Origin of the sequence: Hydrogenophaga sp. UC242_53 (assembly GCF_042696965.1) — a bacterium.
Taxonomy (GTDB): Bacteria; Pseudomonadota; Gammaproteobacteria; order Burkholderiales; family Burkholderiaceae_C; genus Hydrogenophaga.
The window spans coordinates 3,497,128-3,521,409 of record NZ_CP170552.1 but is presented as its reverse complement, the minus strand read 5'-3'; the positions used below and the strand labels follow the sequence as shown (position 1 = coordinate 3,521,409).

Genomic DNA, 24,282 nt, shown 5'->3' with positions numbered 1-24,282 from the left:
CCTCGACACACACATGAGCCAGACCATCACCCCCGAATTGCGCCGCTGGATCATCGAGCAGGCGTCCGCCGGCTTCACCCCCGAGGTGGTGCTGGCCTCCATGGTGTCCTCCGGCTGGCAGGAGTCGGTGGCCGTGGCGGCGCTCGAGAGTACGCTGCGCGAGCACCTGCGCGCCCAGGCCGCCAAGCCCCCGGTGGTCGCGCCTGCGGCCCAGCCCGATGCGGCTTCCACCGCGGCGGGCGTGCCGGTGCCCGACTTCGCTCTGAGCCAGTCCCCGCGCCAGATCGACGCGGGCGACCGTTTGGTGGACGTGATCGCCACGCTGAACCACCCGCGCGTGGTGGTGCTGGGCAACCTGCTGAGCGCCGAAGAGTGCGAGGCGCTGATCGCATCCGCGCGCCCGCACCTGGCGCGCTCGCTCACGGTGGAAACCAAGACCGGCGGCGAAGAGCTCAACCCCGACCGCACCAGCAGCGGCATGTTCTTCACCCGGGGCCAGACGCCCGAGGTGGCCGCCGTGGAGGCGCGCATCGCGCGGCTGCTGAACTGGCCGCTGGAGAACGGCGAGGGCTTCCAGGTGCTCAACTACAAGCCCGGCGCCGAGTACAAGCCGCACTACGACTACTTCGATCCCGCCGAGCCGGGCACGCCCACCATCCTGCGGCGCGGCGGCCAGCGCGTTGCGCACGCTGGTGATGTACCTCAACGAGCCCGCGCGCGGCGGCGGCACCACCTTCCCCGACGTGGGCTTCGAGGTGGCGCCGGTGCGCGGCAACGCCGTCTTCTTCAGCTACGACCGGCCCCACCCCTCCACCCGCACGCTGCACGGCGGCGCGCCCGTGATCGAGGGCGAAAAATGGGTCGCCACCAAGTGGCTGCGCGAACGCGAATTCATCTGACACTCTCATGTCCCAGAACACCCCCGAACAGTCCCAGCTCGGCCGCGCCTCGGCCTACGTCGACCAGTACGACGCCTCGCTGCTGTTTCCGCTGCCGCGCGAAACCAAGCGGCGCGAGATCGGCATCACCGGCAGCGTGCCCTTTCTGGGCGCCGACCTCTGGACCGCCTTCGAGCTGAGCTGGCTCAACCCGCGCGGCAAGCCCATGGTCGCGCTGGCTCACATCACCGTGCCCTGCGAGAGCACGCACATCGTGGAGAGCAAGTCGTTCAAGCTCTACCTCAACAGCTTCAACAACACGCCGTTTCCGAGCGCCGACGCGGTGCGCGACCGCATCCGCGCCGACGTGAGCGCCGCGATCTGGCACGGCGGCCCGATCCAGGCCAGCGCCGGCGTGAAGCTGCTGCTGCCCGAGCACTTCGACCGCGAGCCGGTGCACGAACTCAGCGGCCTGTCCATCGACCGGCTCGACGTGGAGTGCACGCGGTACCAGCCCGCGCCCGAGCTGCTCTCGGCCGCGCTCGATGAGCAGCCCGTGACCGAGACCCTGGTGAGCCACCTGCTCAAGAGCAACTGCCTGGTGACCGGCCAGCCCGACTGGGGCAGCGTGCAGATCAGCTACAGCGGCCCGCAGATCGACCAGGCCGGCCTGCTGCAGTACATCGTGAGCTTTCGCAACCACAACGAATTCCACGAGCAGTGCGTCGAGCGCATCTACATGGATGTCTGGCAGCGCTGCAAGCCGGCCAAGCTCACGGTTTACGCGCGCTACACGCGCCGGGGCGGGCTGGACATCAACCCCTGGCGCAGCAGCCACCCGCAATCGCCGCCGGCCAACGTGCGCACCGCGCGGCAGTGAGCCGGCTGGTTCAGAGCATCTTCTGGATCAGCGCGCCCTTGAACAGCACCGGCCCGGTGGGGCCGCGCTCGCTCGGCACGCCGCCCTTGGGCTCCAGGCTGATCGCCAGGGTCGGCACCTCGCGCACATCGCCCTCGCCAGCGGCGAGCTGCAGCAGGCGCTCCTGACCCAGCACGCCGAGCGAGCGCGGGCCGCCGGACGGCGGCAGCGCCCAGAGCTGCAGCGACTTGTCGCTCGCTTCCTGGAAGCCGCTCACGCGCTGCAGCGTGAGCTTCCTGCTCTTGGGATCGAAGGTGACCAGCATGGACGCGCTGGCCTGGTCGTCGTGCAGCACGGCCACGTACTCCACCTGCGGCGTTGCTTCGAGTTGGGCTTGCAGCTCGCTGATTCGCGTGCCCAGGTTGTCGCGCAGGCCGACGGCCGTGACCACGGCCAGCACGGTGGCCAGGGCGCCGGCCGCGGTGGCGCCGCGCCACAGCGCCAGGCTGCGCAGCCAGCCGCCCCGGCCGTTGGGTGGGGTGGCACGCGCGGCGGCCATGGCCTGCTGGTCGTTGTCGGCGCGCACCAGGTTCTCGATGCGCGTCCAGACCGCCGGGGCCGGCTCGCTCGGGGCCTGCAGTTCGTTCATGCTGGCCACGCGGCTCTGCCACACCAGGGCGGCGGCGCGCACCGGCGCCTGTTCGCGCGCCATGGCTTCGAAGCGGCGGCGCGCGCCGCCGCGCAGCGTGCCCAGCGCGTGGGCCGCGGCCAGTTGGTCCAGCAGTTCGGGGTGTTTCATGAGGTTCATGGCGAGGTCCTCACGCGAAGCGCGCCATGCAGGTGCGCAGCTGGTCCAGCCCCCGGCGGATCCAGGTCTTGACCGTGCCCAGCGGCAGCTTGAGCTGCTCGGCCAGCTCGCTGTGGCTCAGGTCGCGCAGGTAGGCCAGGCTGACCACCTCGCGCTGGCGGCTTTCCAGCTGGCCCAGGCACTGGTGCAGCGCCCAGGCCTGCTGGCTCGCCAGGCTCACGTCCATGGGGTTGGGAGACGTGCCCTCCATCGTGTCGGCCATCACGTCGTCGATTTCGTCGGTGAGGTGGGCGCGCTCGGCGCTGCGCCGGCGCAGGGCATCGAGTGAGCGGCTGCGCACGATCAGGCCGAGCCAGGCCATGGGCGGGCTCAGGCTGGCGCGGTAGTCGCCGGCCGAGCGCCAGATCTGCAGGAAGGTTTCCTGCAGCACGTCCTCGGCCCATTCGTGCTTGTTCACCACGCGCAGTGACAACCCGTAGAGCTTGGACGACACCAGGTCGTAGAGGCCCTTGAGCGCGGCCTCGTCGCGCTGGGCGATGCGGTCGAGCAGGGCGATGAGGGTGTCGTCGGGTTGGTCGCTCATGCGCGCATTGTGGGGCTGCGGGGGCTCCTGCGGGGCATTGCCGGGCCGGCTCCACACCAGCACGGGGCGGGAACCGCGCGCGGTGGGGCGGGGAATGTCGGGGCGTTGAGGGGGTGGTGAGGGCTTCATGGCCCTCTGGATACGCACCCGGGGCGCGCCTGGATTCAGCCGGGTGCTCAGGCCGCCCGCTGGAAGCCTTCGAGCAGGTTGACGGCGTTGGTGCCGACCTCGTCCACCGCGTAACCGCCCTCGAAGGTGAACACCGTGGGCAGGCCCGCGCTGGCCAGCGCCGCGCCGACGGCGGCGTAGTCGCCGGTCTGGAGCGTGAAGCCGGAGATCGGATCGCCCTCGAAGGTGTCCAGGCCCAGGGGCGCCACCAGCGCATCCGCACCGAAATCGCTCACCGCGCGCAGGGCGGTGTCGAGTGCCGCGCGCCAGGCCTGCACGCCGGTGCCGCGCGGCAGCGGCAGGTTGAGGTTGAAACCGGTGCCCGCGCCCGCGCCGCGCTCGTCCGCGTGGCCGAGGAAGAAGGGGTACTCGGTCGCCGGGTCGCCGTGGAGGGAGACCGTGAGCACGTCGGCGCGTTCGTAGAAGATGGTCTGCGTGCCGTTGCCGTGGTGGTAGTCCACGTCCAGCACCGCCACCTTGGCGTGGCCGGCGTCGCGCAGCGCCTGCGCGGCGATCGCGGCGTTGTTCAGGAAGCAGTAGCCGCCCAGAAAATCAGGCCCCGCGTGGTGGCCGGGCGGGCGCGAGAGCGCGAAGGCGCTGCGATCACCACCCGCCACGGCCTGCGCCGCCGCGAGCGCGCAGGCCGCGCCGCCGCGCGCGGCGGCCCAGGTGCCGGCGGTCAGGGGTGAGCCGGAGTCGAAGGAGAACAGGCCCAGGCGCGCCGCGAAGTTGTGCGGCAACACGTCGTTGCGAAAGCCGTGCCGGTTGGCCAGCGGCCACACCGAGGGCAGGGCGTCGCGCTGCGCGTTGGCCGGGTCCATCGCCCACCCAGTCGTCCCAGGCGGTGGCGCAGGAAAGCCAGGTAGCGCGCGTCGTGCACGCGGGCGATGGCGGTGTCCAGCGCGGCGGCGTCCACGGCCGGCGGGGTGAGGGTCCCCAGCGGGCGGCGCTGCAGTTCGGCGAGCACGAAGTCCAGCCGCGCGGGCACCTCATGGCAGGGCACCATGCGGCCGCGAAACATTTCCTGCTGGCCGGCGTGGCCGGCGTGGTGGGGGTTGTGAAAGGTTTTCATGCGCTGGCGAACGATGGGGGACGCCCATCGTAGCGAAAGCGGCCGCCTCAGGCCGCCAGCGCCAGCTCCACCTGCCGGGGCTCGGACCGGCGCAGCAGGCCGAACAGGTCCTTCGGGTCGGCCAGCGCGGGGATCAGCGGCAGCGCCTGGCCCAGGCCGAGCTCGCCCGCGACCTCGCGCAGGAAGCGCAGGGCCGAATAGTCTTCCAGCGCGAAGCCGACCGAGTCGAACAGCGTGACCTGCGCCGCGCTGGCGCGGCCGGGGGCGTTGCCCTCGAGCACGTGCCAGAGTTCGGTCACGGCGAAGTCGGCGGGCAGGTGCTGCAGGTCGCCTTCGATGCGGGTCTGCGGCTCGTACTCGACGAAGACCGAGGCCATGCGCAGCACGTCGGGGTGCAGCTCGGTCTTGCCCGGGCAGTCGCCGCCCACGCCGTTGATGTGCATGCCGGGCTCGATCAGGTCGGGCGTGAGGATAGTGGCGTTGGTCTTGTCGGCGGTGACGGTGGTCACGATGTCGGCGCCGCGCACCGCCTGGGCGATGCTGTCGCAGGCGAGCAGCCTCAGGCCGGGCTGGCCCGCGAGGTTGTCCATCAGCTTGCGCGTGGCGGCGGGGTCGGTGTCGTACAGACGGATCTCGTCGATGCCCATGAGGTGGTGGAAGGCCAGGGCCTGGAACTCGCTCTGCGCGCCGTTGCCGATCAGCGCCATGCGGCGGCTGTTGGGGCGGGCCAGCGCGCGCGCGGCCACCACCGACATGGCGGCGGTGCGCAGCGCGGTGGTGAGCGTGAGTTCGCTCAGCAGCACGGGCACGCCGGTGCGCACCTCGGCCAGCACGCCGAAGGCCATCACCGTGGGCAGGCCGCTCTGGGTGTTCTTGGGGTGGCCGTTGACGTACTTGAAGGCGTAGGTGGTGTCGTCGGCGATCGGCATCAGCTCGATCACGCCGTCGGTGGAGTGGCTGGCGCACGCGCGCCGACTTGTCGAACGAGGGCCAGCGCAGGTAGTCGGCGTGCAGGGTGCCGGCCAGGCGGTCCAGCGCGGCGGGCAGGCCCAGGCGGTGGACGAGGGTTGCGCAGCATCCTGGGCGCTGAGGAACAGGGTGGGCAGGGAGGACGAGGTGGCGGCTTTCATGGGGAATCCTTGGGTGATGTCCTCAGTGTCGCCAAGCGCTCGCTCAATGTAAATCGTCAACTGTGCTTGAATTTCGACAGAAAATTGTCAAAAAGTCAGCCTCGGATCGCATAATGCCCGAATGGACGCCCTGGACCAGCAACTGATCGGCCTTTTGCGCAAGGACGCGCGCACCAACGTGGCCGCGCTGGCCAAGAAGCTGGGCGTGTCGCGCGGCACGGTCACCAACCGCATCGCGCGGCTGGAGGACAGCGGGGTCATCGTGGGCTACACGGTGCGCCTGCGGCCCGATGCCAAGCCCGACGAGATCAGCGCCTGGATGAGCGTGGCGGTGGAAGGCAACCAGACGCGCGCGGTGATCGCCAGCCTGCTGGGCGAGCCCGGCGTGGCCGAGCTGCACGACACCAATGGCCGCTGGGACCTGCTCGCCGAGCTGCGCGCGAGCAGCCTGGCGGAGCTGTCCCAGGTGCTGGAGCGCATCCGCCTCATCCGCGGCATCAGCAGCACCGAGACCAGCCTGCACCTGGCGACGTACCGTCTGTCCTAGCCCAGGGCCTTGAACGATGGCAGCTCGGCCAGCGGCGTGAACTGGCCGGCGCGCTTGTCCTTCATCGCGCTGATGGCCTCGCGCACGTGGGCGTTGCTCCACACCGTGCCCTGCAGCCAGCCCATCTGGCGCAGGCTGTCTTCCACCGAGTGGTCGCGCGCGTAGGTCACGGCCTGTTTGGTGCCCCAGATCGCCACCGGGGGCTTGGCGGCGATTTCCTTCGCGCACTGCAGCGCGGCGGCCACCGTGGCTTCGGCGGTGTCGAACACCTCGTTGACCAGGCCGTGGCCCAGCGCCTTGCCCGCGGGCAGGCGGCGGCCGGTGTAAGCCAGCTCCTTCACGACGCCGAAGGGGATCAGCTTGGGCAGGCGCTGCAGCGTGCCCACGTCGGCCACCATGCCGATGTTGATCTCCTGGATGCAGAAGAAGGCGTCGGCGCTCGCGTAGCGGATGCAGGCCGCCGTGACCATGTCCACCGCGCCACCGATGCATCCGCCCTGGATGGCGCAGATCACCGGGATGCGCAGGTTTTCGATCTTGGTGAAGGTGGCCTGCATGTCGGTGAGCAGGTCGTAGATGGCCGCGCGGCCTTCGGGGCTCTGGTCGTCCATCTGGATCGCGCCGCCGAAGGTCTCCAGCGCCATGCCGGCGCTGAAGTGCTTGCCCGTGCTGCTGATGACCAGCGCGCGCGCCTGGCCCTCGTGGTGGATCCGCGTGAGCAGCTCGTCGAGCTCGCGCCAGAAGGTCGGGTGCATGGTGTTGAGCTCGGCGGGCCGGTTCAGCACCAGGTGGGCAATGTGGTCGGTCGTGCTGAGGGTGAAGCAGGTCGGTGCGGTCATGGCGGGCTGGTCTCGGTGGTGGTGGGCAACGGACCACTGTAGTCCGCGCGCGCCACGGGGACTGTCCCGGCCCGGACGGCCCGCCGCTCAGTTGTACGGCCCCAGCCAGTCGCAGCGCAGGCGGTGCGACCGGTGCACCTTGCGGCGCCAGCGCACGTACAGCCCGGGCGCCCAGATGCCCATCACGCAGAAGGGCAGCAGCCACAGGGCCTCCGAGAAAAAGGCCGGCACGCAACCCACCCAGCCCATCACCCAGAACGTGAGCATGCCGTCCCACAGCTGGTATTCCAGCGGGTGGTCCCGGCGGTGCGCCACGTGCCAGCGTTTGATGCGCTCCAACTCGTCAAGCCTGAGACAGAGATTCATGGCAGACCCCTCGGGAATGCGGCTGACATCCAGTCTCTGACACTGTAAGTTTGGCGTCAGCTTCCGTCAATGGCGGCCGCGCGGCCTCAGAACAATTGGGCCGGCTCCGGGGGGCGCTCGGGCTCGGGCGGCACCTCGCCGAGCTTGGCCAGCGAGCCCACGCGCACGCCCAGCAGGCGGATGCGGCGCGTGAGGTCCACCCGCTTGAGGCACAGGCCGGCGTGGCGGCGGATGCTGGTCGCGTCGCTGGTGAAATGGGCGATCGTGCTGTCGCGCGTGACGATCTGGAAGTTGTCGTAGCGCAGTTTCACGCCGATGGTCTTGCCCACGTAGCCCTTGCGCTGCAGGTCGTCGGCCACCTGCTCGCACAGCTGGGTGAAGATGGCGCCGAGCTCGGCGCGGTCGCGCACGGCGTGCAGGTCGCGGTCGAAGGTGGTCTCGCGGCTCATGCTCACGGGCTCGCTCTCGGTCTGCACCGCGCGCTCGTCGCGGCCCCAGGACACCTCGTGCAGCCAGGCGCCATAGCTCTTGCCGAAGTGCTCGACCAGCCAGGGCCGTTCGCGCTGCGCGAGGTCGCCGATGGTGTGGATGCCGTGGCCCTGCAGCTTGGCATCGGCCTTGGGGCCCACGCCGTTGATCTTGCGGCAGGGCAGGGGCCAGATCAGCGTCTGCAGGTCGTCCATGTGCACGATGCTGATGCCATTGGGCTTCTGGAATTCGCTCGCCATCTTGGCGATCAGCTTGTTCGGTGCCACGCCGAGGGAGCAGGTCAGGCCGGTGGCCTGGAAGATGCTCTTCTGGATCAGGCGCGCCAGCACGCGCCCGCCCTCGCGCTGGCCACCGGGCACGTCGGTGAAGTCGATGTAGACCTCGTCCACGCCCCGGTCTTCCATCACCGGCGCGATCTCGCGGATGGTGTGCTTGAACAGGCGCGAGATGCGGCGCACCTCGTCGAAGTCCACCGGCAGCAGGATGGCCTGCGGGCAGAGCTTGGCCGCTTTCATCAGGCCCATGGCCGAGCCCACGCCGAACTGGCGCGCCGCGTAGGTGGCGGTGGTCGCGACGCCGCGGCCGACGTAGTGTTCCAGCAGGGGAAAGAACTCGATCGGGATGTGGGCCAGGTCCTCGCCGGTCCATTCGCGTTCGGGGTAGGTCTCGCGCAGCCGCGCGAACATGTCGTCCTCGCGCCGCCGCCCGCCGCCGATCACCACCGGCAGGCCCTTGAGCTGCGGGTAGCGCAACAGCTCGACGGACGCGAAGAAGGCGTCCATGTCGAGGTGCGCGATGCGCCGGATGCGGGCCGTGGGAGAGGTCACGGCGGTGAGCATAGCGGCAGTGGTGCCGCCCTCACGGTCAGGTCGGGTACGTGCCCGGCAGCAGGATGCCTTTATCGACCTTCTCGATCTGCGTGTGGCCGCAGAAGGCCATGGTGAGGTCGAGCTCCTTGTGCAGGATCTCCAGGCACTTGCTCACGCCGGCCTCGCCCATGGCCCCCAGGCCGTACAGCATGGGCCGGCCGATGTAGACGCCCCGGGCACCGAGCGCGCGCGCCTTGAGCACGTCCTGCCCGCTGCGGATGCCGCCGTCCATGTGCACCTCGATCTGGCTGCCCACCGCATCCACGATCGCCGGCAGCGCCTCGATGCTGCTTTGCGCGCCGTCGAGCTGGCGGCCGCCGTGGTTGCTCACGATCAGCGCGTCCGCGCCCGAGGCCACGCACAGCTTGGCGTCCTCCACGTCCTGGATGCCCTTGAGGATCAGCTTGCCGCCCCAGCGCTTCTTGATCCATTCCACATCGCCCCAGTTGAGCGAGGGGTCGAACTGCCTGGCGGTCCACTCGCCCAGGCTGCCCATGTTCTCCACGCCGCTCACGTGTCCGACGATGTTGCCGAACTGCTTGCGCTTGGTGCCCAGCATCCCCAGCGCCCAGCGCGGCTTGCAGGCGATGTCGAGGATGTTGGCCAGGGTCATCTTGGGCGGCGCGGTCAGGCCGTTCTTCAGGTCCTTGTGGCGCTGGCCGATGATCTGCAGGTCCAGCGTCAGCACCAGCGCGCTGCACTTCGCGGCCTTGGCGCGGTCGATCAGGCGCTCGATGAAAGCGCGGTCGCGCATCACGTAGAGCTGGAACCAGAAGCCTTCGCCCGCGTGCTGCGCCACGTCCTCGATCGAGCAGATGCTCATGGTGGAGAGCGTGAACGGGATGCCGAACTTGCGCGCCGCGCGCGCGGCCAGGATCTCGCCGTCGGCATGCTGCATGCCGGTGAGGCCGGTGGGCGCGATCGCCACCGGCATCGCCACCTCCTGGCCCACCATGGTGCTGCGCGTGCTGCGGTTCTCCATGTTCACCGCCACGCGCTGGCGCAGCTTGATCTTCTGGAAGTCGGCGTTGTTGGCGCGGTAGGTGCCCTCGGTCCACGAGCCGCTGTCGGCGTAGTCGTAGAACATGCGGGGCACGCGCCGCTGGGCCAGGACGCGCAGGTCCTCCACGTTGGTGATCACGGTCATCTCGAAAGTCTCCGGTGTTTTGGGTGTCGTGGCATGTTAGCCGCGCGCCCCGGCCCTCGCTTGTGAAAGCGGGTGGCGCGGCTTTGAAATTTTTGCTGCGGTGCCGCAGCGCTGGGGGGACGGACGGCGGAACCGCCCCCGGGTCGCGGGAGTCCCACCGCCATGAAGCTGAACGCCCTGACCCTTGTCGTCGCCCTGGCGCTGCCCGGCGCGGCCCTGGCCGCCGATGTCTTCCGCTGGGTGGACGAGCGCGGCCAGACCGTCTACGGCACCCAGGTGCCGCCGCAGCACCGGGCCCGGGCCGTGCCGGCCGATGCGCCGCTGCCGCCCGGCACCAGCGCGTGCGAGGCGCGCTGGCACCGCTACCTGGCCAGCGCCGCGTGCTTCGACCAGTACCGCGTGGTCGGCGGCGGCCTCAAACCCGAGGCCTACCGGCGCTGCACCGAGGTGCCCCAGCCCGATCCCTGCACCTGAGCGCGAGCCCGAGTCGGGCCACGGGTTCACTGCGCGGTGATCTTCTGCTCGCGGATGACCTTGCCCCACTCGGCGGACTCGCGCACGATGTCGGCGGCCAGGGGTCCGGCCGGCATGTAGGCCGGCACGGCGCCCTGCTGCGCGGCGATCTGCGCGATGTCCGGCGCTTCCATCACGGTGCGCAGCGAGTCGCTCAGGCGCTCCACGATGGCGGCCGGCGTGCCGGCCGGTGCCAGCACGTACAGGCGCGGCACGGCGGAGAAGCCGGGCAGGGCGTCGGAAAGCGGCGCGATGTCTTCGGCGCCGGCCAGCTTCACCGGGTTCATCACGGCCACGGCGCGCAGCTTGCCTGCCTTGGCCTGGGCGATGGCCGAGGTCGCGCTCACCACACCGAAGGGCACCTGGCCGCTCATCACGTCGGGCACGATCTGCGACGCGCCCCGGTAAGGGATGTGCACGACGAACGTGCGCGCCTGGCCCTTGAGCATCTCGAAACCCAGGTGGTGCACCGTGCCCACGCCCGAGGTGGCGTAGGAGTAGCGGCCGGGGTTGTCCTTGAGCAGCTTCACGAACTCGGCCGGCGTCTTGGCGGGCACCTCGTTGTTCGCCACGATCACCAGCGGCAGGGTGAACACACCCGCCACCGGCGTGAAGGCCTTGATGGGGTCGAAGCTCATGCGCGGCTGCAGGTGCTGCGCGATCAGCAGCGAGCTGTCGCCCAGCATCAGGGTGTAGCCATCCGGCGCGGCGCGCGCCACCGCGTCGCCCGCAATCAGGCCGGCCGCGCCGGTGCGGTTGTCCACCACCACCTGCTGGCCGAGCAGCGTGGACAGGCGCGGCGCGATCAGCCGCGCCATGGCATCGACGCCGCCGCCCGCCGAGTAGCCGACCAGCAGGCGCACCGGCTTGCTGGGCCAGGCCTGCGCCCAGGCGCTGGTGCCGAGGGTCGCGGCCAGGGCCAGGACCAGCGCGGAGCGCCGGCCCAGGGAGAAGCGGTTGTTGAGGTTCTGCATGTCTTGTCTCCGTTTTTATCGTGGGGAATCTTTTTCAGGCCTTGCCGGCACCGCGCGAGCCCGGGCGCCTGGCGAGTTCCGCCAGCCGCTCGGGGTTGGGCTTGAAGCCCAGGCCCGGTGTCTCGGGCAGGCGCAGCACGCCGCGCTCGGGTTTGGGCAGGTCGTCGAAGACCAGCTCGCAGCACTGCACGGCCACCGAGTGGTATTCCACCAGCGAGCCGTTGGCCAGGCCGGCGTGCAGGTGCATGTTGTGGTGCGGCCAGGCGCCGCCGTTGGCGAAGCGCGTGTTGAAGGCCGCTGTCATGCCCGCGATGCGGCTGCACTGCGTGAAGCCGCCGCTGATGCAGGCGTTGGGCTGCACCACGTCCACCGCCTGCGCGACCAGCATGTCGCGAAAGCGCGAGGCCAGGCCTTCGTTCTGTCCGGCGGCCAGCGGGATGGACGTCTTGGCGCGCAGGCGCGCGAGGTTGGGAATGTCGTTCTGCGACACCGGCTCCTCGAAGAAGCTGATGTCGTAGGGCTCCACCTTCCTGGCCAGCGACAGCGCGTGGAAGTAGTCCAGGCTGCAGTTGGCGTCGATGTAGATCTGCACGTCCGGCCCCACCGCCTCGCGCACCGCGCGGATGCGCTGCACGTCTTCGGCGATCACCTGGTCCAGCGGGCGGGGTTCGTCGCGCCGCTGCAGCGCGTGGTGGCCCACCGTCATCTTCAGGCGCGAGAAGCCCCGGCCCACCCACTCGCGCGCAGCGGCGGCGAGCTCGTCGCGGTCGAAGAAGTTGAAGCCGAAGGTGGCGTACACCGGCACCTCGGCGCGCGCGCCGCCGAGCAGGCGCCAGCAGGGCTCGCCCAGCGCCTGGCCCTTGATGTCCCACAGCGCGAGGTCGATGGCGGCGATGGCGTGGCTGGCGTAACCCGACTGGCCGCGCGGCGTGAGCAGCCAGTAGAGGCGCTCCCAGACCTGCTCGTGGCGCATCGGATCCATGCCCACCAGGTGGTGCGCGGCGATGTCGTTGACGATGCTGCCGATCACCTCTTCCTCGGTGATGGCGGTCATGCCGGTGCCGATGAGGCCGGTGTCGGTTTCGATGGTGACGAGGCAGACCGAGAGGCTGGTGGTCTGGCTGCGGCTGGGGGATTGCACGGTGACGGGCAGGTTCAGCGGCGTGGCGCTGACGCGGGCGATTTTCATGAAGTCTCCGGCGCGGCCGGGGCGGCGGCGCTTGTGTTGTGGGGTCTGGGGGCCAGTGTAGGAACGGCCCCGCGTGGGCCGCAATGGCGTGCGGCAAAGGCTGCTTTCGCGTTTCGCGAAAGCCCGATCAGCGGGAGGTCAGCGCGCGGATCAGCGTGAGCGCGGCCGGTGCCGGCGGCGCGTCGGTGCGGGTGGCGATGTGGTGGGTGCGCCGCGCCCAGGGGTCGGACAACGGCACCGCCGCCAGCGGCAGGTGCGCCAGCTGGGGCGCGATCGCCTCCAGCGGCAGCACGCCCACGCCCAGGCCGGCGGCCACCATGCGGCACACGGCGTCGAAGCCGCGCATGCGCATGCGCACGTGCAGCGGCTGGCCCGCGTCGGCGGCCGAGGCGAGCAGGCGGTTGGACAGGGCGGTGCCGTCGGTGAGCGTGATGAAGGGCTCGTCCAGCGCGTCGGCCAGCCGCAGCCGGCGGCGCGTCGCCAGGCGGTGCGCGCGCGGCGTGAGCAGCACCAGGGTGTCGCTGAAGAAGGGCGTGAAGGCCAGGCCGGCGGGCGGCACGGGCAGGTCCACCACGCCGAAGTCGGCGCGGCCTTCGATCAGCGCGAGCGGGATCTCGGGGCTGCCGCGCTCCTCCAGGTCGATGCGGATCAGCGGGTGCGCCTTCATGAACTGCGCCAGCCGCTGCGGCAGCACCTCGAGCAGGGCCGAGGTGTTGGCCAGCACGCGCACATGGCCTTGCAGGCCCTCGCTGTAGCCGCGCAGGTGCTGGGCCAGCCGGTCGGCGTCGGTCAGCAGCGCGCGGCTGCGCTGCACCAGCATCTGGCCCGCCGGCGTGAGCTGCACGCCGCGCGATGAGCGCTCGAACACGCGGAAGCCCAGCGACTCCTCGAGCGCCGTGATGCGCGAGCTGGCGGCGGCCACCGCCAGCTGCAGGCGTTCGCTGGCGGCGCTGATGGAGCCGAGGTCGGCCGCCGCCACCACGACGCGCAGGGTGCTCAGGTCAATGGCTTCTTGCATGCTCTTTCACTCCCGCGCCGCGCACCTCGAAACGCACCTCGTCCAGCACCGTGCCGCGCGCATCGGTGAGTTGCATCACATGCCGGCCCGGCCAGGGCAGCCACTGCAGCCGGGTGCCCTGGCCCAGGGGCTTGCCGTCCAGGCGCCAGCGGCCGCCCGCGCCACTGGCCACGAAGCTCAGGCGCTGGCGGTTGGGCGGGATGTCCGGGTCCAGGGCGACGATGGTGCCCGGAGCCGGGCTGCGGATGCGCAGCGCGCTGCCCGGCGCCCTCGCCGGGGCCGGCGTGTCCATCGCGAAGCGGGCCTGCTCGGTGCCGACGAGGAACCATTCGCTGCGCGCCGCTTCCAGTGGCCGCGCGCCATCCGTGCCTTCGAACGAGGCGCGCGCCTGCACCAGGCCGGCCGGTGGCCGCGGCGCGCGGCTGGGCGTGTGGGCGTGCAGGTGCTGCATGACGGTGGCCCAGACGGGTGCCGCGCCGCTGGTGCCACTCACATCCCACATCGGCGCGCCGCTGGCGTTGCCCACCCACACGCCGACGGTGAAGCGCTCGGACCAGCCCACCGCCCAGTTGTCGCGCATGTCCTTGCTGGTGCCGGTCTTCACGGCGGCCCAGAAGCGCGTGGCCAGGATGCTGTCCGTGCCGAAGGTGCGCGCGCGCGCGTTGCTGTCGCTCAGGATGTCGCCCACGATGAAGGCGGCGCGCGGGTCGATGGCCGGCGCGGCCTGCGGCGGCGAACCCACGGGGCCGTGGCGCCCGCCGTTGGCCAGCGTGCGGAAGGCGTTCGTCAGCGCGAGCAGCGGCACCTCGGCGCTGCCCAGGGCCAGGCTGTAGCCGTAGTAGCCGGCGGGCTCGCGCAGGGGCAGGCCGAGCGCGCCGAGCTGGTGGTGAAACGCGTCGGGCGAGACCATGACCAGCGCGCGCACCGCCGGCACGTTGAGCGACGATGCCAGCGCGGTGCGCGCGGACACCCAGCCTTTGAAGCGGCGGTCGTAGTTCTGCGGGATGTAGAGGCCGCTGGTGGTGGGGATTGCGGCGGGCGAGTCCTCCAGCAGGGACGCGGCCGTCATGCGCCGCTCGGCGATGGCCTGGGCGTAGAGGAAGGGCTTGAGCGTGGAGCCGGGCTGGCGCGGCGCCGTCACGCCGTCCACCTCCGACGCGGCGCTCAGCTCGCCCGAGGAGCCGACCCAGGCCAGCACCTCGCCGCTGGCGTTGTCGAGCACGACCAGCGCGCCGTCCTGCACGTGGCGGCCCTTGAGCTCGCGCAGGTGGCGCTGCAGCGTCTGCACGGCGAAGCGCTGCAGCGGGGCGGACACGGTGGAGCGCACCGTCTGCGCGGGCCCGGCCGCCAGCACGCGCCGGGCGTGGTGGGGCGCGATGCCTTCGCTGGCGGTGAATTCGCGGCCTTGCAGGGCAATGGTGGTCAGGATCTTCATTTCGCCGCAGTCCACCGGCGTGCCGGCCTGCATGAGCTGGAGCACGCCGCAGGCGCGCTGCGCGACCTGCGCGGGTTTCGCGTTGGGTGCGCGCACCAGGGCGGCGGCCACGGCGGCTTCGCGCTCGTCCAGACCGTGGGCGGCCTTGCCGAACAGCGTGCGCGAGAGCGCATCGATGCCGACCAGTTCGCCCCGGAACGGCACGAGGTTGAGGTAGGCCTCCAGGATCTGGTCCTTGCGCCAGCGCCGCTCCAGCTGCTGCGCGGCCACCGCCTGGCCGAGCTTCTGCGTCAGGCGGCGGCCGCCCGCGCCGCGCTGCAGCTCGCCATCGGGCTCGTCGAGCAGGGCCGCCAGCTGCATGGTGATGGTCGAGGCGCCGCGCGTGCGGCTGTTCCAGAGGTTGCCCCAGGCCGCGGCCGAGACGGCGCGCCAGTCCACGCCGCTGTGTTCGTGGAAGCGCTTGTCCTCGCTGAGCACCAGGGCCGTGCGCAGCGCGGGCGACACGTCGGCCAGCGCGATCCACTCGCCCCGGCGCTCCTGGTGGTCGATGCGCACGCGCTGCAGCAGCTCGCCCTGGCGATCGAGCACCCGCGCCTCGGACGAGCGCCAGCCGGCGTGCACCTCGGCGAAGCTTGGCAAGGCCTGTGCCGGCAGCGCCAGGCCCAGGCCGAGCGCGGTCGCCGCGAGCGCGTGGCGCAGGTTCACCGCACGGCCTCCACCTTCACGCGGGCGTTCGGCGTTTCGCCGAACATCTCGGGCGCGTACATCGCCTCCACGCGGCTGGGCGGCAGCGAGAACTCGCCGACGTTGTTCAGGCGCACGGTGTATTCCATCTTGAACACGCCCTTGGGCACGTACTCGTAATAGCTGCGGTAGGCCTCGAAGCTGCGTTCCTCGAAGGCCGGCCAGGCGTTGCCGGCCGGGCTCTTCTGGCCCGAAGTCGCGATCTGCGAATCGCGGCCCAGCCCGCCGCCGAGGATGGTCGCGCCGCCCGGGATCGGGTCGGTGACCACCACCCAGGTCATGTCGGCGGAGGCGTTGACCTCCAGCGCCACGCGCCACACGTCGCCGCGCGTGTGCGTGCCGCTCACGGCCTGTTCCACCGGCGTGATGCTCTTCTTGATCGTGTAGCCCGCGCTGAACGGCGCCTTGAGCGGGACGGCGGCGAGGGACTGCAGCGTGAGCCAGGGCTTGCCGCTGCCCTGGTGGGCCACGCTCAGGGTGCCCTTGCCACCGTCGGCCAGCCAGGGCAGGAAACCGGTGTTGTTCTTCAGATTGCCCGGGCCGGCGGGGGCGCCGAACCAGGTCGTCTGGTTCGGTGCACCGAGCGCATCGCTGGTCTTCACCCGATCGACCTTGGCCCAGTCGATCGCGGCGGCACCCGTGCCCAGGGTGGCGCGCGTCGTGCCCGCGACGGGAGTGGCTTCGAACCTGGCCGAGAACTTCTCCAGCGCCAGGCCGCCCCAGAGGTTGGCGGTCGTCGTGTGCCAGGCGCCGCTTTGCTGGCGGCCGATGAAGCCGCTGGCCAGCCGGCCCATGTCGTCCTGCCAGGCCGGGTCGTTCATGACGGTGAGCATCAGGCGCGCGGTGTTCACGTCGCCGTTGGCCATGAGCCACCACCAGTAGTCGTCCTGCTCGGTGCTGAACACCAGCTTCGTGCCCTGGAAGCTCAGGCGCGCGCGCAGCACCTGCATGGCCTCGGCCAGGCGCTGCTCGCGCTGCGGCACGTCGCTCACGCGCTGGAGGATGTTGACCCAGTCGATCACCGCGCTGGTGGGCCACTGGTTGGGCGCGAGGGTGACGCTGCCCAGCATGCGGCCGCGCGCCTTGCCGTAGCGCGAGAGGGCCTCGATGGCGGCGAGTTTGCGCACGTCCAGGTCCTTGCGCGGGCTCCAGAACTCGCGCGAGATGCGGCCTTCGACAAACGCGATCAGGCCGCGCTCCATCGGCGCGCGGACCTCGTCCGGCAGGCCGAAGGCCGGGTCGAGGGTGGCCGCCTCGTGCGTGGCCGCCAGCAGGTAGGCTGTGAGGATGTCGCTGCCGCGGTTGGCGTCGCCTTCGCGCGGCGGGAAGTAGTTGGCCAGGCCGTCGGCGTCGAGGTAGTTGGGCAACTGCGCCACCACGCCCTGCCAGAGCCTGGCGTCTCGCAGGCCCACGGCCTTGCTGGTCTTCTGCTCCAGGCAGACGAAGGGGTAGTTGGCGAACCAGTCGCGCACGCCGGGCAGGCCCTCGGCCAGCTTGGGCTGCAGCGCGAGCTTCAGGCCGCCCCGGCCCGGCAGCGCGCCGGCTGGCGGCGCCACGTCGAGGTTGAACGCGCCATCGACCTGCACCAGCGTGGCCTGCTGCACCGTCAGCGGCACGGCGGGCACGATGCGCTGCCGGGCCTTGAGCGCGTCCTTCGCGCCACCCAGCGTGTCCCTCGCCTCGATCTCCCACAGGATGGCTTCGGCGCGCGTCTGCGTGAGCTGTGCGGGCGCGGTCACCGTCCAGGCGACCTCGCGCGCCTCACCGGCCGGGATGTCCACCGTCTGCGGCGCGAGCTCGAGCAGCGTGGCGCGCGGCGACACGGCCACCTTCATCGCCTTCTGGGTGGTGTTGCGCAGGGTGAGCTGCGCGCGGAACTGGTCGTCCTCGCGCACCAGCGGCGGCAGGCCGCTGATGATCTGCAGGTCCTGCGTGGCGCGCACGCTGGTCTGACCGGTGCCGAAGAGGCCGGTGCCCAGGTCGGCCACGGCGACGATCTGGAAGGTGGTGAGCGCGTCGTTGAGCGGCACCGTGACGACGGCCTGGCCCTTCGCGTCCAGCGTCACCCTGGGGTTCCAGAGCAGCAGGGTGTCGAGCAGTTCGCGCGCGCCGCTCTTGCCGCCGCCGCCACCGGCCGGCACCGCCTTGCGGCCGTAGTGCCGCCGGCCGATGATCTCCATCTGCGCGGTGGACGTCTCCACGCCCCAGGCGCGTTGCTGCAGCATGGCGTCGAGCAGGTTCCAGCTGCGGTTGGGCATGAGTTCCAGCAGGGCCTGGTCCACCGCCGCGAGCGCCACTTCCGCGTTTGCCGCCGGCTGGCCGTTGGGCAGTTTCGCGCTGATGGTCACCTTCGCCTGACCGCGCACCGGGTAGGTCTCCTGGTCGGCCTTGACGCTCACATCGAGCTGGTGCGCCCGCGTGCCGACGCGGATCTCGGCCAGGCCCAGGCGGAAACGCCGGCTTGCTCAGGTCCACCAGCGCGGTCGGCGCCACGTACTCGCGGCCCTCGTACCAGAACGAGGTCCACCACTCGCGCGGGGCTTTGTAGCCCCAGGTGAAGAACGAGTACCACGGCACCTCGCGCAGCCGACCGCGCAGGGCCAGCACGCTCACGTACACGTTGGGGCCCCAGCCTTCCTGGATCTTCAGTTGCACCGTCGGGTCCTGCCCGTTGAGCTGGACCACCTGCGATTCGAGGATGCCTTCGCGCTCCACCGTCAGCAGCGCGGTGGCGAAGCGGAACGGCATGCGCACCTGGAACTTCGCGGTCTCGCCGGGCTGGTAGCTCTTCTTCTCGGGCAGCAGGTCGATGCGGTCGTGGTTCTCGCCGCCGAACCAGAGCTCGCCCTGGCGCGTGACCCACACCGAGCTGGCGGCCTGGATGCTCAGGCCCGCCGCGTCCTGCGCGGTCACGATGAGTTCCACCTCGCCCGGTTCGCCGAGCTTGGTTTCGCACAGCAGCAGGCCGCGCGCGTCGCTCTGGCCGCTGCAGACCGTACCGAGGTCCTTGGTCTGCGTCTGGTTGTCGTAGGTGTAGAAGCCGCCCACCATGCGCTTGCGGCTGGTGGTGGTGATGTGGGCCACGGCCTTCACGCTCAGCGCGACCTTGGCCGCGGGCTTGCCCGCCAGGTCCAGCGCCAGCGCCTGGAACTTGATTTTCTGGCTGGCCGACACCCAGCCTTCGGTCTTGATGCCCGCCACCACGTTCGCCGGCCACACGGTGGAGACGCTGCGCAGCGTCTGCACCTCGCCGTTCGGGTCAGCGTAGGTGGCCTCCAGCAGCAGTTCCTGCGGCTGAGGGGCGGTGGGCACCTGCTCGATGGTGAGCGCGCCCGCGCCGTTGCGGTCCAGCGTGACGGGCAGTTTGTCCGCGATGACGCGCTGGTCCTGCGAGGCGGCGGCTTCTTCCTCGCCGTCTTCATGCCCCGGCGCGCCGTCCGCGCGGGGCGGCTGGAAGCTGAAGCCGTCGAAGTCGCGGAAGCTCAGGGCCTTGTCGCGCACCAGGGCCGATACGCGCACCGGCAGGTTGGCCGCGCCGCCGCCCGAGACGTAGCTGACCTGCAGCTGGGTCGGCACGGTCTTCACGTTGACCAGCGCCTGGTTCGCCTGCGGCGCGATGCGGCCTTCGAGCACCGGCAGCCGGAACTCCTCCACGCGGAACTCGCCGCTGCTGTATTGGCGCTGGCGCTCGTCGGCGCTTTTGAGCACGACCTCGTAGTTGCCCAGCTTGGCACCGGCCGGCACGGCAAAGCTGTTTTCCGCGCTCTGGCCGCCCGTGGCCGTCTTGCGCCAGGCCACGGGCTGCGTGAACTGCTGGCCGCTGCCGGTGTGCGTGATCACCAGGGTGTCGGGCAGGGTTTCCGGCAGGCCGAAGCCCTGGCTGGTTTCGGTGCGGATCAGGTGCTTCATCGACACCGTCTCGCCGGCGCGCAGCAGCGTGCGGTCGAACACCGTGTGGGCGCGCGCGTCCGGGCGCGGATCGCGGCTGGTCGGCACGTTGAAGCGCCAGGGCTCGATGCCCCGGTACCAGTCGCTCCAGGTGAAGGCCATGTCCTCCGTGGCGCCATCCTTGAGCCGCGCGCTGACGAAATAGGCCTGCGTGCTTTCACCGTCCCCGCTGTTGCAGCGCGGTGCTTGCGGCGGCACGCCCTTGAGCTCGGCCACACCCTGGGCGTTGGTGGTGGCCGTCGCACTTCCTTGCCGACGCAGTCGGACACGCGCACCAGGGCGCCCGCGGCGGGTTTGCCCTTGTCCAGCGTCGTCACCCAGGCCAGCGCGTTTTCGCGGCCCAGCTTGAAGTGCACGCCCAGGTTGGTCACCAAGGCGGAGGTGCGCACGTACATCGTGCGCGAGCCGCCATAGCGTGCGTCCAGCAGGGCGCCACCCAGGGCAGGCGAGGCGATCTCCACGACGTGGAAGCCCGGCGTGAGTGGGATGCCGACCACCTCGAAGGGGCGCGGGTCGCTGGCGGCGGGTTGGGGCAGGCTCATCGCCTTCACGCCGGCCTGGCCCTTGAGCAGCGACACGGCGCGCGACTCGACCCAGCGCTTGTCCCGGTCTTCCAGCACCTTGGGCAGCGGGCCCACCGTGTCGGCCTGCGCCTGTTTGCGCGAGACGTTGAACTGGTCGTAGCGCTGCAGCTTGCGGAACCAGGCAATGATCTCCGCGTCGGTTTTGGGCTGCAGGTCGTTCACCTGGCCGGGGCTGAGGCCTTGCACCTGCAGCGCGGCCTCGACGTTGCGCAGGGTCACGGGCAGCAGCGGGGTGCCGCCGGGTTCGGCGAAACGCTCGACGATGCCGAAGGGCGAGGCGGCGAACTTGGCCAGCGGGGGCATGGCGCCCGCTGCGCACCGGCAGCGGAAAACTGTCGGCGTTGGCCGGCGTGCGGCCCGCGTCGTCCTTGAAGTTCTTGGGCAGTTCGATGGTGAACGCGGTCTGCTCGGCGAAAGGCGGCTTGAACGTCAGCTCGGTGACCACGCTGTCGCCGTCGGCGTTCTCTTCTTCGAACACCGGCTTGTGCGTCTGCTGGGCCGACTTCAGGCGGATGCCCTCGGCCTGCTTGCGCGGCACGGGCGCGCTGAAGTTGAGCGTCATCGGCCGGATCGGCAGGCAGGCGGCCTGAGCGTTCTCGCGCTCGCAGCTGAAGCCGACCGTCAGGGCCTCGCGCACCTGGAAGTCGAAGCGCTTCTCCACGGTGTTCGCAATGCCCGAGGGTGTTGCGCACGCCCTTGCCGTACACGAGGGAGACCTTGGTGTCGGGCGTGAAGCGGCGGTTGCACGAGAGCGTCACATAACGCTGCGGCTCCTTGTCCGCCAGCTTGTCCCAGCCGTTGGCTTTCAGCAGCTCGCCGCGGTCCTTGCCTTCGATGAGCCGGATCGGCACCCGCTCGCCCAGGCCCTCGACCGCGCACCACACCTGGGACTGCAGGCTGGCCGCCGTCGCCGCGCCGTTGAGCCGCAGCACGAAATACTGTTCTTCGTCGATGCGCGACGAGGGGCCCGGGCGCACCTGCTGCACGAACGGGCCGCCGGTGTTGAAGCCGGTGCGGGTCACGGGCAGTTCCAAGCCCTTGGGCGACTTGAAGCCGCTTTTCACCTGCACTGTGCAGTTCACGCCGGGCGGCAGGTCGTTCTCGAACTCGAAGGCCCATTCGCGGTCGCTGGTCCAGCGGCCGTTGCCCCGGGTGGCCTGGGCGTCGCTGCAACTGAGCGACACGGGAGCGGGGGCTTTGGCGTCGCCGAAGTTGACGGCGCTGTCGTTGAACTTGACGACCACTTGGCGCACCCGGGCCACTTCGCCCTGGGGTGAAACGCTGGTGATCTGCAGCGCGGACGCGGGCAGGGCGATGGCCAGCCACGCGGTGGCGGCAAAGCGGAGCGGGATGTTGTTTTTCAAGGCTTCCTCCATGGCAGACGCCAAGGGTAGCTGAAAGCCCGCCGCCGCCCGTGTGCCCGCCGTGGCGGGCCGAGGGGTTTCAGCCCAGGCGCTTGCGGTGGCGCGCGATCTGCGCCAGCACCTGGGCCGGCGCGGTACCGCCCAGGGTGTTGCGCGCGTTCAGGCTGCCGCGCAGGCTCAGGCACTCGTACACGTCTTTCTCGATCGAGGCGTTGAAGCCTTGCAGCACGGTCAGCGGCAGCTCGGACAGGTCGCAGTTGTGCGAGACGGCGGCCTTGACGGTGTGTGCCACCGTTTCGTGCGCGTCGCGGAAGGGCAGGCCCTTCTTCACCAGGTAGTCGGCCAGGTCGGTCGCCGTGGCGTAGCCCTTCTTGGCGGCTTCTTCCATCGCCACGGCGTTGACGGTGATGCCGCCTTCCTTGGTGCCCGTGGCCGGGTTCAGCTGGCCGCCCACCATCTCGCCGAAGATGCGCAGCGTGTCCTTGAGCGTGTCCACGGTGTCGAACAGCGGCTCCTTGTCTTCCTGGTTGTCCTTGTTGTAGGCCAGCGGCTGGCCCTTCATGAGCGTGATCAGTCCCATGAGGTGGCCGACCACGCGGCCGGTCTTGCCGCGCGCGAGCTCGGGCACGTCGGGGTTTTTCTTCTGCGGCATGATGGAACTGCCGGTCGTGAAGCGGTCGGCGATCTTCACGAAACCGAAGTTCTGGCTCATCCAGAGAATGAGTTCCTCGCTGAAGCGGCTGATGTGCACCATGCACAGGCTGGCCGCGGCGGTGAACTCGATCGCGAAGTCGCGGTCGCTCACGCCGTCCAGGCTGTTCTGGCACACCTGCGGCTCGCCGCGCTCGTCCACCATGCCCAGGGTGCGCGCCACGCGCTCGCGGTCCAGCGGGTAGGTGGTGCCGGCCAGCGCGGCGCTGCCCAGCGGCAGGCGGTTGGTGCGGCGGCGCACGTCGGCGAAACGCTCGGCATCGCGCGAGAACATTTCCACGTAGGCCAGCAGGTGGTGCGCGAAGCTCACCGGCTGCGCCACCTGCAGGTGGGTGAAGCCGGGCAGGATCACGTCCACGTTCTTCTCGGCCACCGCCACCAGCGCGGTCTGCAGCTCGTCGAGCAGCGGGACGATGAGGTCGATCTCGCCGCGCAGCCACAGGCGCACGTCGGTGGCGACCTGGTCGTTGCGGCTGCGGCCGGTGTGCAGGCGCTTGCCGGCGTCGCCCACGAGCTGGGTCAGGCGGGCCTCGATGTTGAGGTGCACGTCCTCCAGGTCGAGCTTCCACTCGAACTCGCCGGACTCGATCTCGGCCGTGATCTGGGCCATGCCGCGCTGGATGGCCTCGAGGTCGGCGGCACCGATGATGGCCTGGTGCGCCAGCATCTCGGCGTGGGCGAGGCTGCCGGTGATGTCGGCTTGCCACAGGCGTTTGTCAAAGAAGACGCTGGCGGTGTAGCGCTTGACCAACTCGCTCATGGGCTCCGAGAATAGGGCGGACCAGGCTTCGGATTTTTTGTCGAGTTGGTTGGTGGACATGGTGTTACCAGCGGCTGGATGGAAAAAGGAAGGAGCGCGAGTGCGCCAGGGATGGGGCTTGGGGCAGTGGGCCCTGGGCCGGTTGGCGGCGCGGCAGACCCCTGTAGAGGCCCTCACGGGGCCGACCCGAAGACGGATGTGCTTCCCATGAAAGATTCCAGAATTTTATCGAGCTTCCAGGAACTGGCGCATGCCGCGGGTGCGCGCCCGATCGCGGACATGCCCGAGGACCTGCGCGCGCGGGTGCAGGTGTTCGACACCTGCCAGGTCGGCACGGTGCTGCGCGCGGTGCTGTTCGTGCAGGCCATCGTGGCGGTGGCGGCCCTGTTCGGCGCCCAGACCTTCATTGCCTGGGTCACGCAACTGGCGATCTACACCGGCGCGGCCTTGCCCGCCGTGCTGGCCTGGCTGCTGACCGTGTGCGGCCTCAAACGCCAGCTGGGCCTGCTGCCGATTCCGGGCCAATGGGCGGCGGCGGTCGGGTTTGGTGCGCTTTCGGGGCTCTACGGTTGCGGCCTGCTGGTCTGGATGGGCCTGGTGGAGCCCTCGCCCTGGCTGGCCAGCGCCGCCTCGGGGGCGCTGGTGTCGGCGGTGCTGGTGGCCGCGCTGATGTGGCGTTCCAAGGCGCGCGGACCGGCCGGCGCCACGGCCCGCCTGGCCGAGCTGCAGGCGCGCATCCGGCCGCATTTCCTGTTCAACACGCTCAACAGCGCGATCGCGCTGGTGCGCGAGGAGCCGGCGAAGGCCGAAAACTTGCTTGAGGACCTGAGCGAGCTGTTCCGCCACGCGCTGGCCGACGCCAAGGAGGCCGTGCCGCTGTGGCAGGAGCTGGAGCTGGCCGAGCACTACCTGGCCATCGAGCAGGTGCGCTTCGGCGAGCGGCTGAAGGTGGAGTGGAGCGTGGACGACACGGCGTCCAAGGCCAAATTGCCTCCCCTCATCCTGCAGCCGCTGGTGGAGAATGCGGTCAAGCACGGGGTGGAGCCCAGTGCCAGCGGGGCGGTGGTGCGCATCAGCACCCAGCGCCGGGGCAGTGTGGTGGTGATCAAGGTCACCAACACCGTGCCGGCAGGCAGTGGGCGGCGAGGCAATGGTCTGGCATTGGACAATGTGCGCCAGCGCCTGACACTGCTGCATGATGTACAAGGGCGCTTTCAGAGCGCCTTGGTGAATGGCGTGTTTCAGGTGAGACTTGAAATACCGGTATAAGCGGGGTTTGAATGAACC

At 70.4% G+C, this 24,282-nt stretch carries 15 protein-coding genes and 4 pseudogenes; 5 read left to right on the top strand and 14 right to left on the bottom strand.

Going from position 1 to position 24,282, the window contains the following annotated elements; translation table 11 throughout:
- Positions 1-13 precede the first annotated feature (13 nt).
- Both ACFJI0_RS17710 and queF read left to right on the top strand, forming a co-directional pair.
- A pseudogene (locus ACFJI0_RS17710) lies at positions 14-899 on the top strand (2OG-Fe(II) oxygenase).
- Between the two features lie 7 nt (positions 900-906).
- Positions 907-1,758 (top strand): NADPH-dependent 7-cyano-7-deazaguanine reductase QueF, encoded by an 852-nt coding sequence (gene queF, locus ACFJI0_RS17705; RefSeq protein WP_382321517.1) that lies wholly within the window; start codon positions 907-909, stop codon positions 1,756-1,758.
- Between the two features lie 10 nt (positions 1,759-1,768).
- On the opposite strand, the gene ACFJI0_RS17700 is transcribed toward queF, so the two are convergent.
- From ACFJI0_RS17700 to ACFJI0_RS17685, 4 genes and pseudogenes are all read right to left on the bottom strand, one after another.
- A complete protein-coding gene (locus ACFJI0_RS17700; protein ID WP_382321515.1) occupies positions 1,769-2,545 on the bottom strand; it encodes an anti-sigma factor domain-containing protein in 777 nt (258 codons plus the stop codon).
- A gap of 10 nt (positions 2,546-2,555) precedes the next feature.
- On the bottom strand, positions 2,556-3,128 hold the full coding sequence (locus ACFJI0_RS17695) for an RNA polymerase sigma factor (RefSeq protein ID WP_382155019.1): 573 nt from the start codon (positions 3,126-3,128) through the stop codon (positions 2,556-2,558).
- 176 nt (positions 3,129-3,304) lie between these two features.
- Positions 3,305-4,368: pseudogene (locus ACFJI0_RS17690) on the bottom strand (histone deacetylase family protein).
- Positions 4,369-4,415: 47 nt separating this feature from the next.
- Positions 4,416-5,498, bottom strand: a pseudogene (locus ACFJI0_RS17685) (ornithine cyclodeaminase).
- 121 nt (positions 5,499-5,619) lie between these two features.
- Here ACFJI0_RS17685 and ACFJI0_RS17680 point away from each other — a divergent pair.
- Positions 5,620-6,045: an Lrp/AsnC family transcriptional regulator gene (locus tag ACFJI0_RS17680; protein ID WP_382321513.1), complete on the top strand. Its 426-nt coding sequence runs from the start codon at positions 5,620-5,622 to the stop codon at positions 6,043-6,045.
- Here the strand turns inward: ACFJI0_RS17680 and ACFJI0_RS17675 are convergent.
- The 4 genes from ACFJI0_RS17675 to ACFJI0_RS17660 all read right to left on the bottom strand — a co-directional run bounded on the left by ACFJI0_RS17675 (position 6,042) and on the right by ACFJI0_RS17660 (position 9,755).
- The gene (locus ACFJI0_RS17675) at positions 6,042-6,884 is read right to left on the bottom strand and encodes an enoyl-CoA hydratase-related protein (RefSeq protein WP_382321511.1); all 843 of its coding nucleotides are present in this window, start codon (positions 6,882-6,884) and stop codon (positions 6,042-6,044) included. The two genes, ACFJI0_RS17680 and ACFJI0_RS17675, sit on opposite strands and share 4 nt — an antisense overlap.
- Positions 6,885-6,971: 87 nt before the next feature.
- Positions 6,972-7,250 (bottom strand): hypothetical protein, encoded by a 279-nt coding sequence (locus tag ACFJI0_RS17670; protein ID WP_382155032.1) that lies wholly within the window; start codon positions 7,248-7,250, stop codon positions 6,972-6,974.
- Positions 7,251-7,336: 86 nt separating this feature from the next.
- A complete protein-coding gene (locus tag ACFJI0_RS17665) occupies positions 7,337-8,578 on the bottom strand; it encodes a Y-family DNA polymerase (RefSeq protein ID WP_382321509.1) in 1,242 nt (413 codons plus the stop codon).
- Positions 8,579-8,603: 25 nt separating this feature from the next.
- Positions 8,604-9,755, bottom strand: a complete 1,152-nt coding sequence (locus ACFJI0_RS17660) for an L-lactate dehydrogenase (protein WP_382321507.1) — start codon at positions 9,753-9,755, stop codon at positions 8,604-8,606.
- A gap of 162 nt (positions 9,756-9,917) precedes the next feature.
- Here ACFJI0_RS17660 and ACFJI0_RS17655 point away from each other — a divergent pair, with 162 nt between their 5' ends.
- On the top strand, positions 9,918-10,229 hold the full coding sequence (locus ACFJI0_RS17655; protein WP_382321505.1) for a DUF4124 domain-containing protein: 312 nt from the start codon (positions 9,918-9,920) through the stop codon (positions 10,227-10,229).
- A 26-nt stretch (positions 10,230-10,255) separates the two neighbouring features.
- On the opposite strand, the gene ACFJI0_RS17650 is transcribed toward ACFJI0_RS17655, so the two are convergent.
- From ACFJI0_RS17650 to argH, 6 genes and pseudogenes are all read right to left on the bottom strand, one after another.
- A complete protein-coding gene (locus tag ACFJI0_RS17650; protein WP_382321503.1) occupies positions 10,256-11,242 on the bottom strand; it encodes a Bug family tripartite tricarboxylate transporter substrate binding protein in 987 nt (328 codons plus the stop codon).
- Positions 11,243-11,276: 34 nt separating this feature from the next.
- Positions 11,277-12,431: a mandelate racemase/muconate lactonizing enzyme family protein gene (locus ACFJI0_RS17645; protein WP_382321501.1), complete on the bottom strand. Its 1,155-nt coding sequence runs from the start codon at positions 12,429-12,431 to the stop codon at positions 11,277-11,279.
- 127 nt (positions 12,432-12,558) lie between these two features.
- On the bottom strand, positions 12,559-13,449 hold the full coding sequence (locus tag ACFJI0_RS17640; protein WP_382321498.1) for a LysR substrate-binding domain-containing protein: 891 nt from the start codon (positions 13,447-13,449) through the stop codon (positions 12,559-12,561).
- Positions 13,433-15,583: a penicillin-binding protein 1C gene (pbpC, locus tag ACFJI0_RS17635; RefSeq protein WP_382325705.1), complete on the bottom strand. Its 2,151-nt coding sequence runs from the start codon at positions 15,581-15,583 to the stop codon at positions 13,433-13,435. The genes ACFJI0_RS17640 and pbpC overlap by 17 nt, the downstream gene beginning before the upstream one ends.
- A gap of 2 nt (positions 15,584-15,585) precedes the next feature.
- Positions 15,586-21,536: pseudogene (locus ACFJI0_RS17630) on the bottom strand (alpha-2-macroglobulin).
- Between the two features lie 67 nt (positions 21,537-21,603).
- Positions 21,604-23,055, bottom strand: a complete 1,452-nt coding sequence (argH, locus tag ACFJI0_RS17625; protein WP_382321496.1) for an argininosuccinate lyase — start codon at positions 23,053-23,055, stop codon at positions 21,604-21,606.
- A gap of 147 nt (positions 23,056-23,202) precedes the next feature.
- On the opposite strand from argH, the gene ACFJI0_RS17620 reads away from it, so the two are divergent.
- The gene (locus ACFJI0_RS17620; RefSeq protein WP_382155057.1) at positions 23,203-24,264 is read left to right on the top strand and encodes a sensor histidine kinase; all 1,062 of its coding nucleotides are present in this window, start codon (positions 23,203-23,205) and stop codon (positions 24,262-24,264) included.
- Positions 24,265-24,282: the final 18 nt, after the last annotated feature.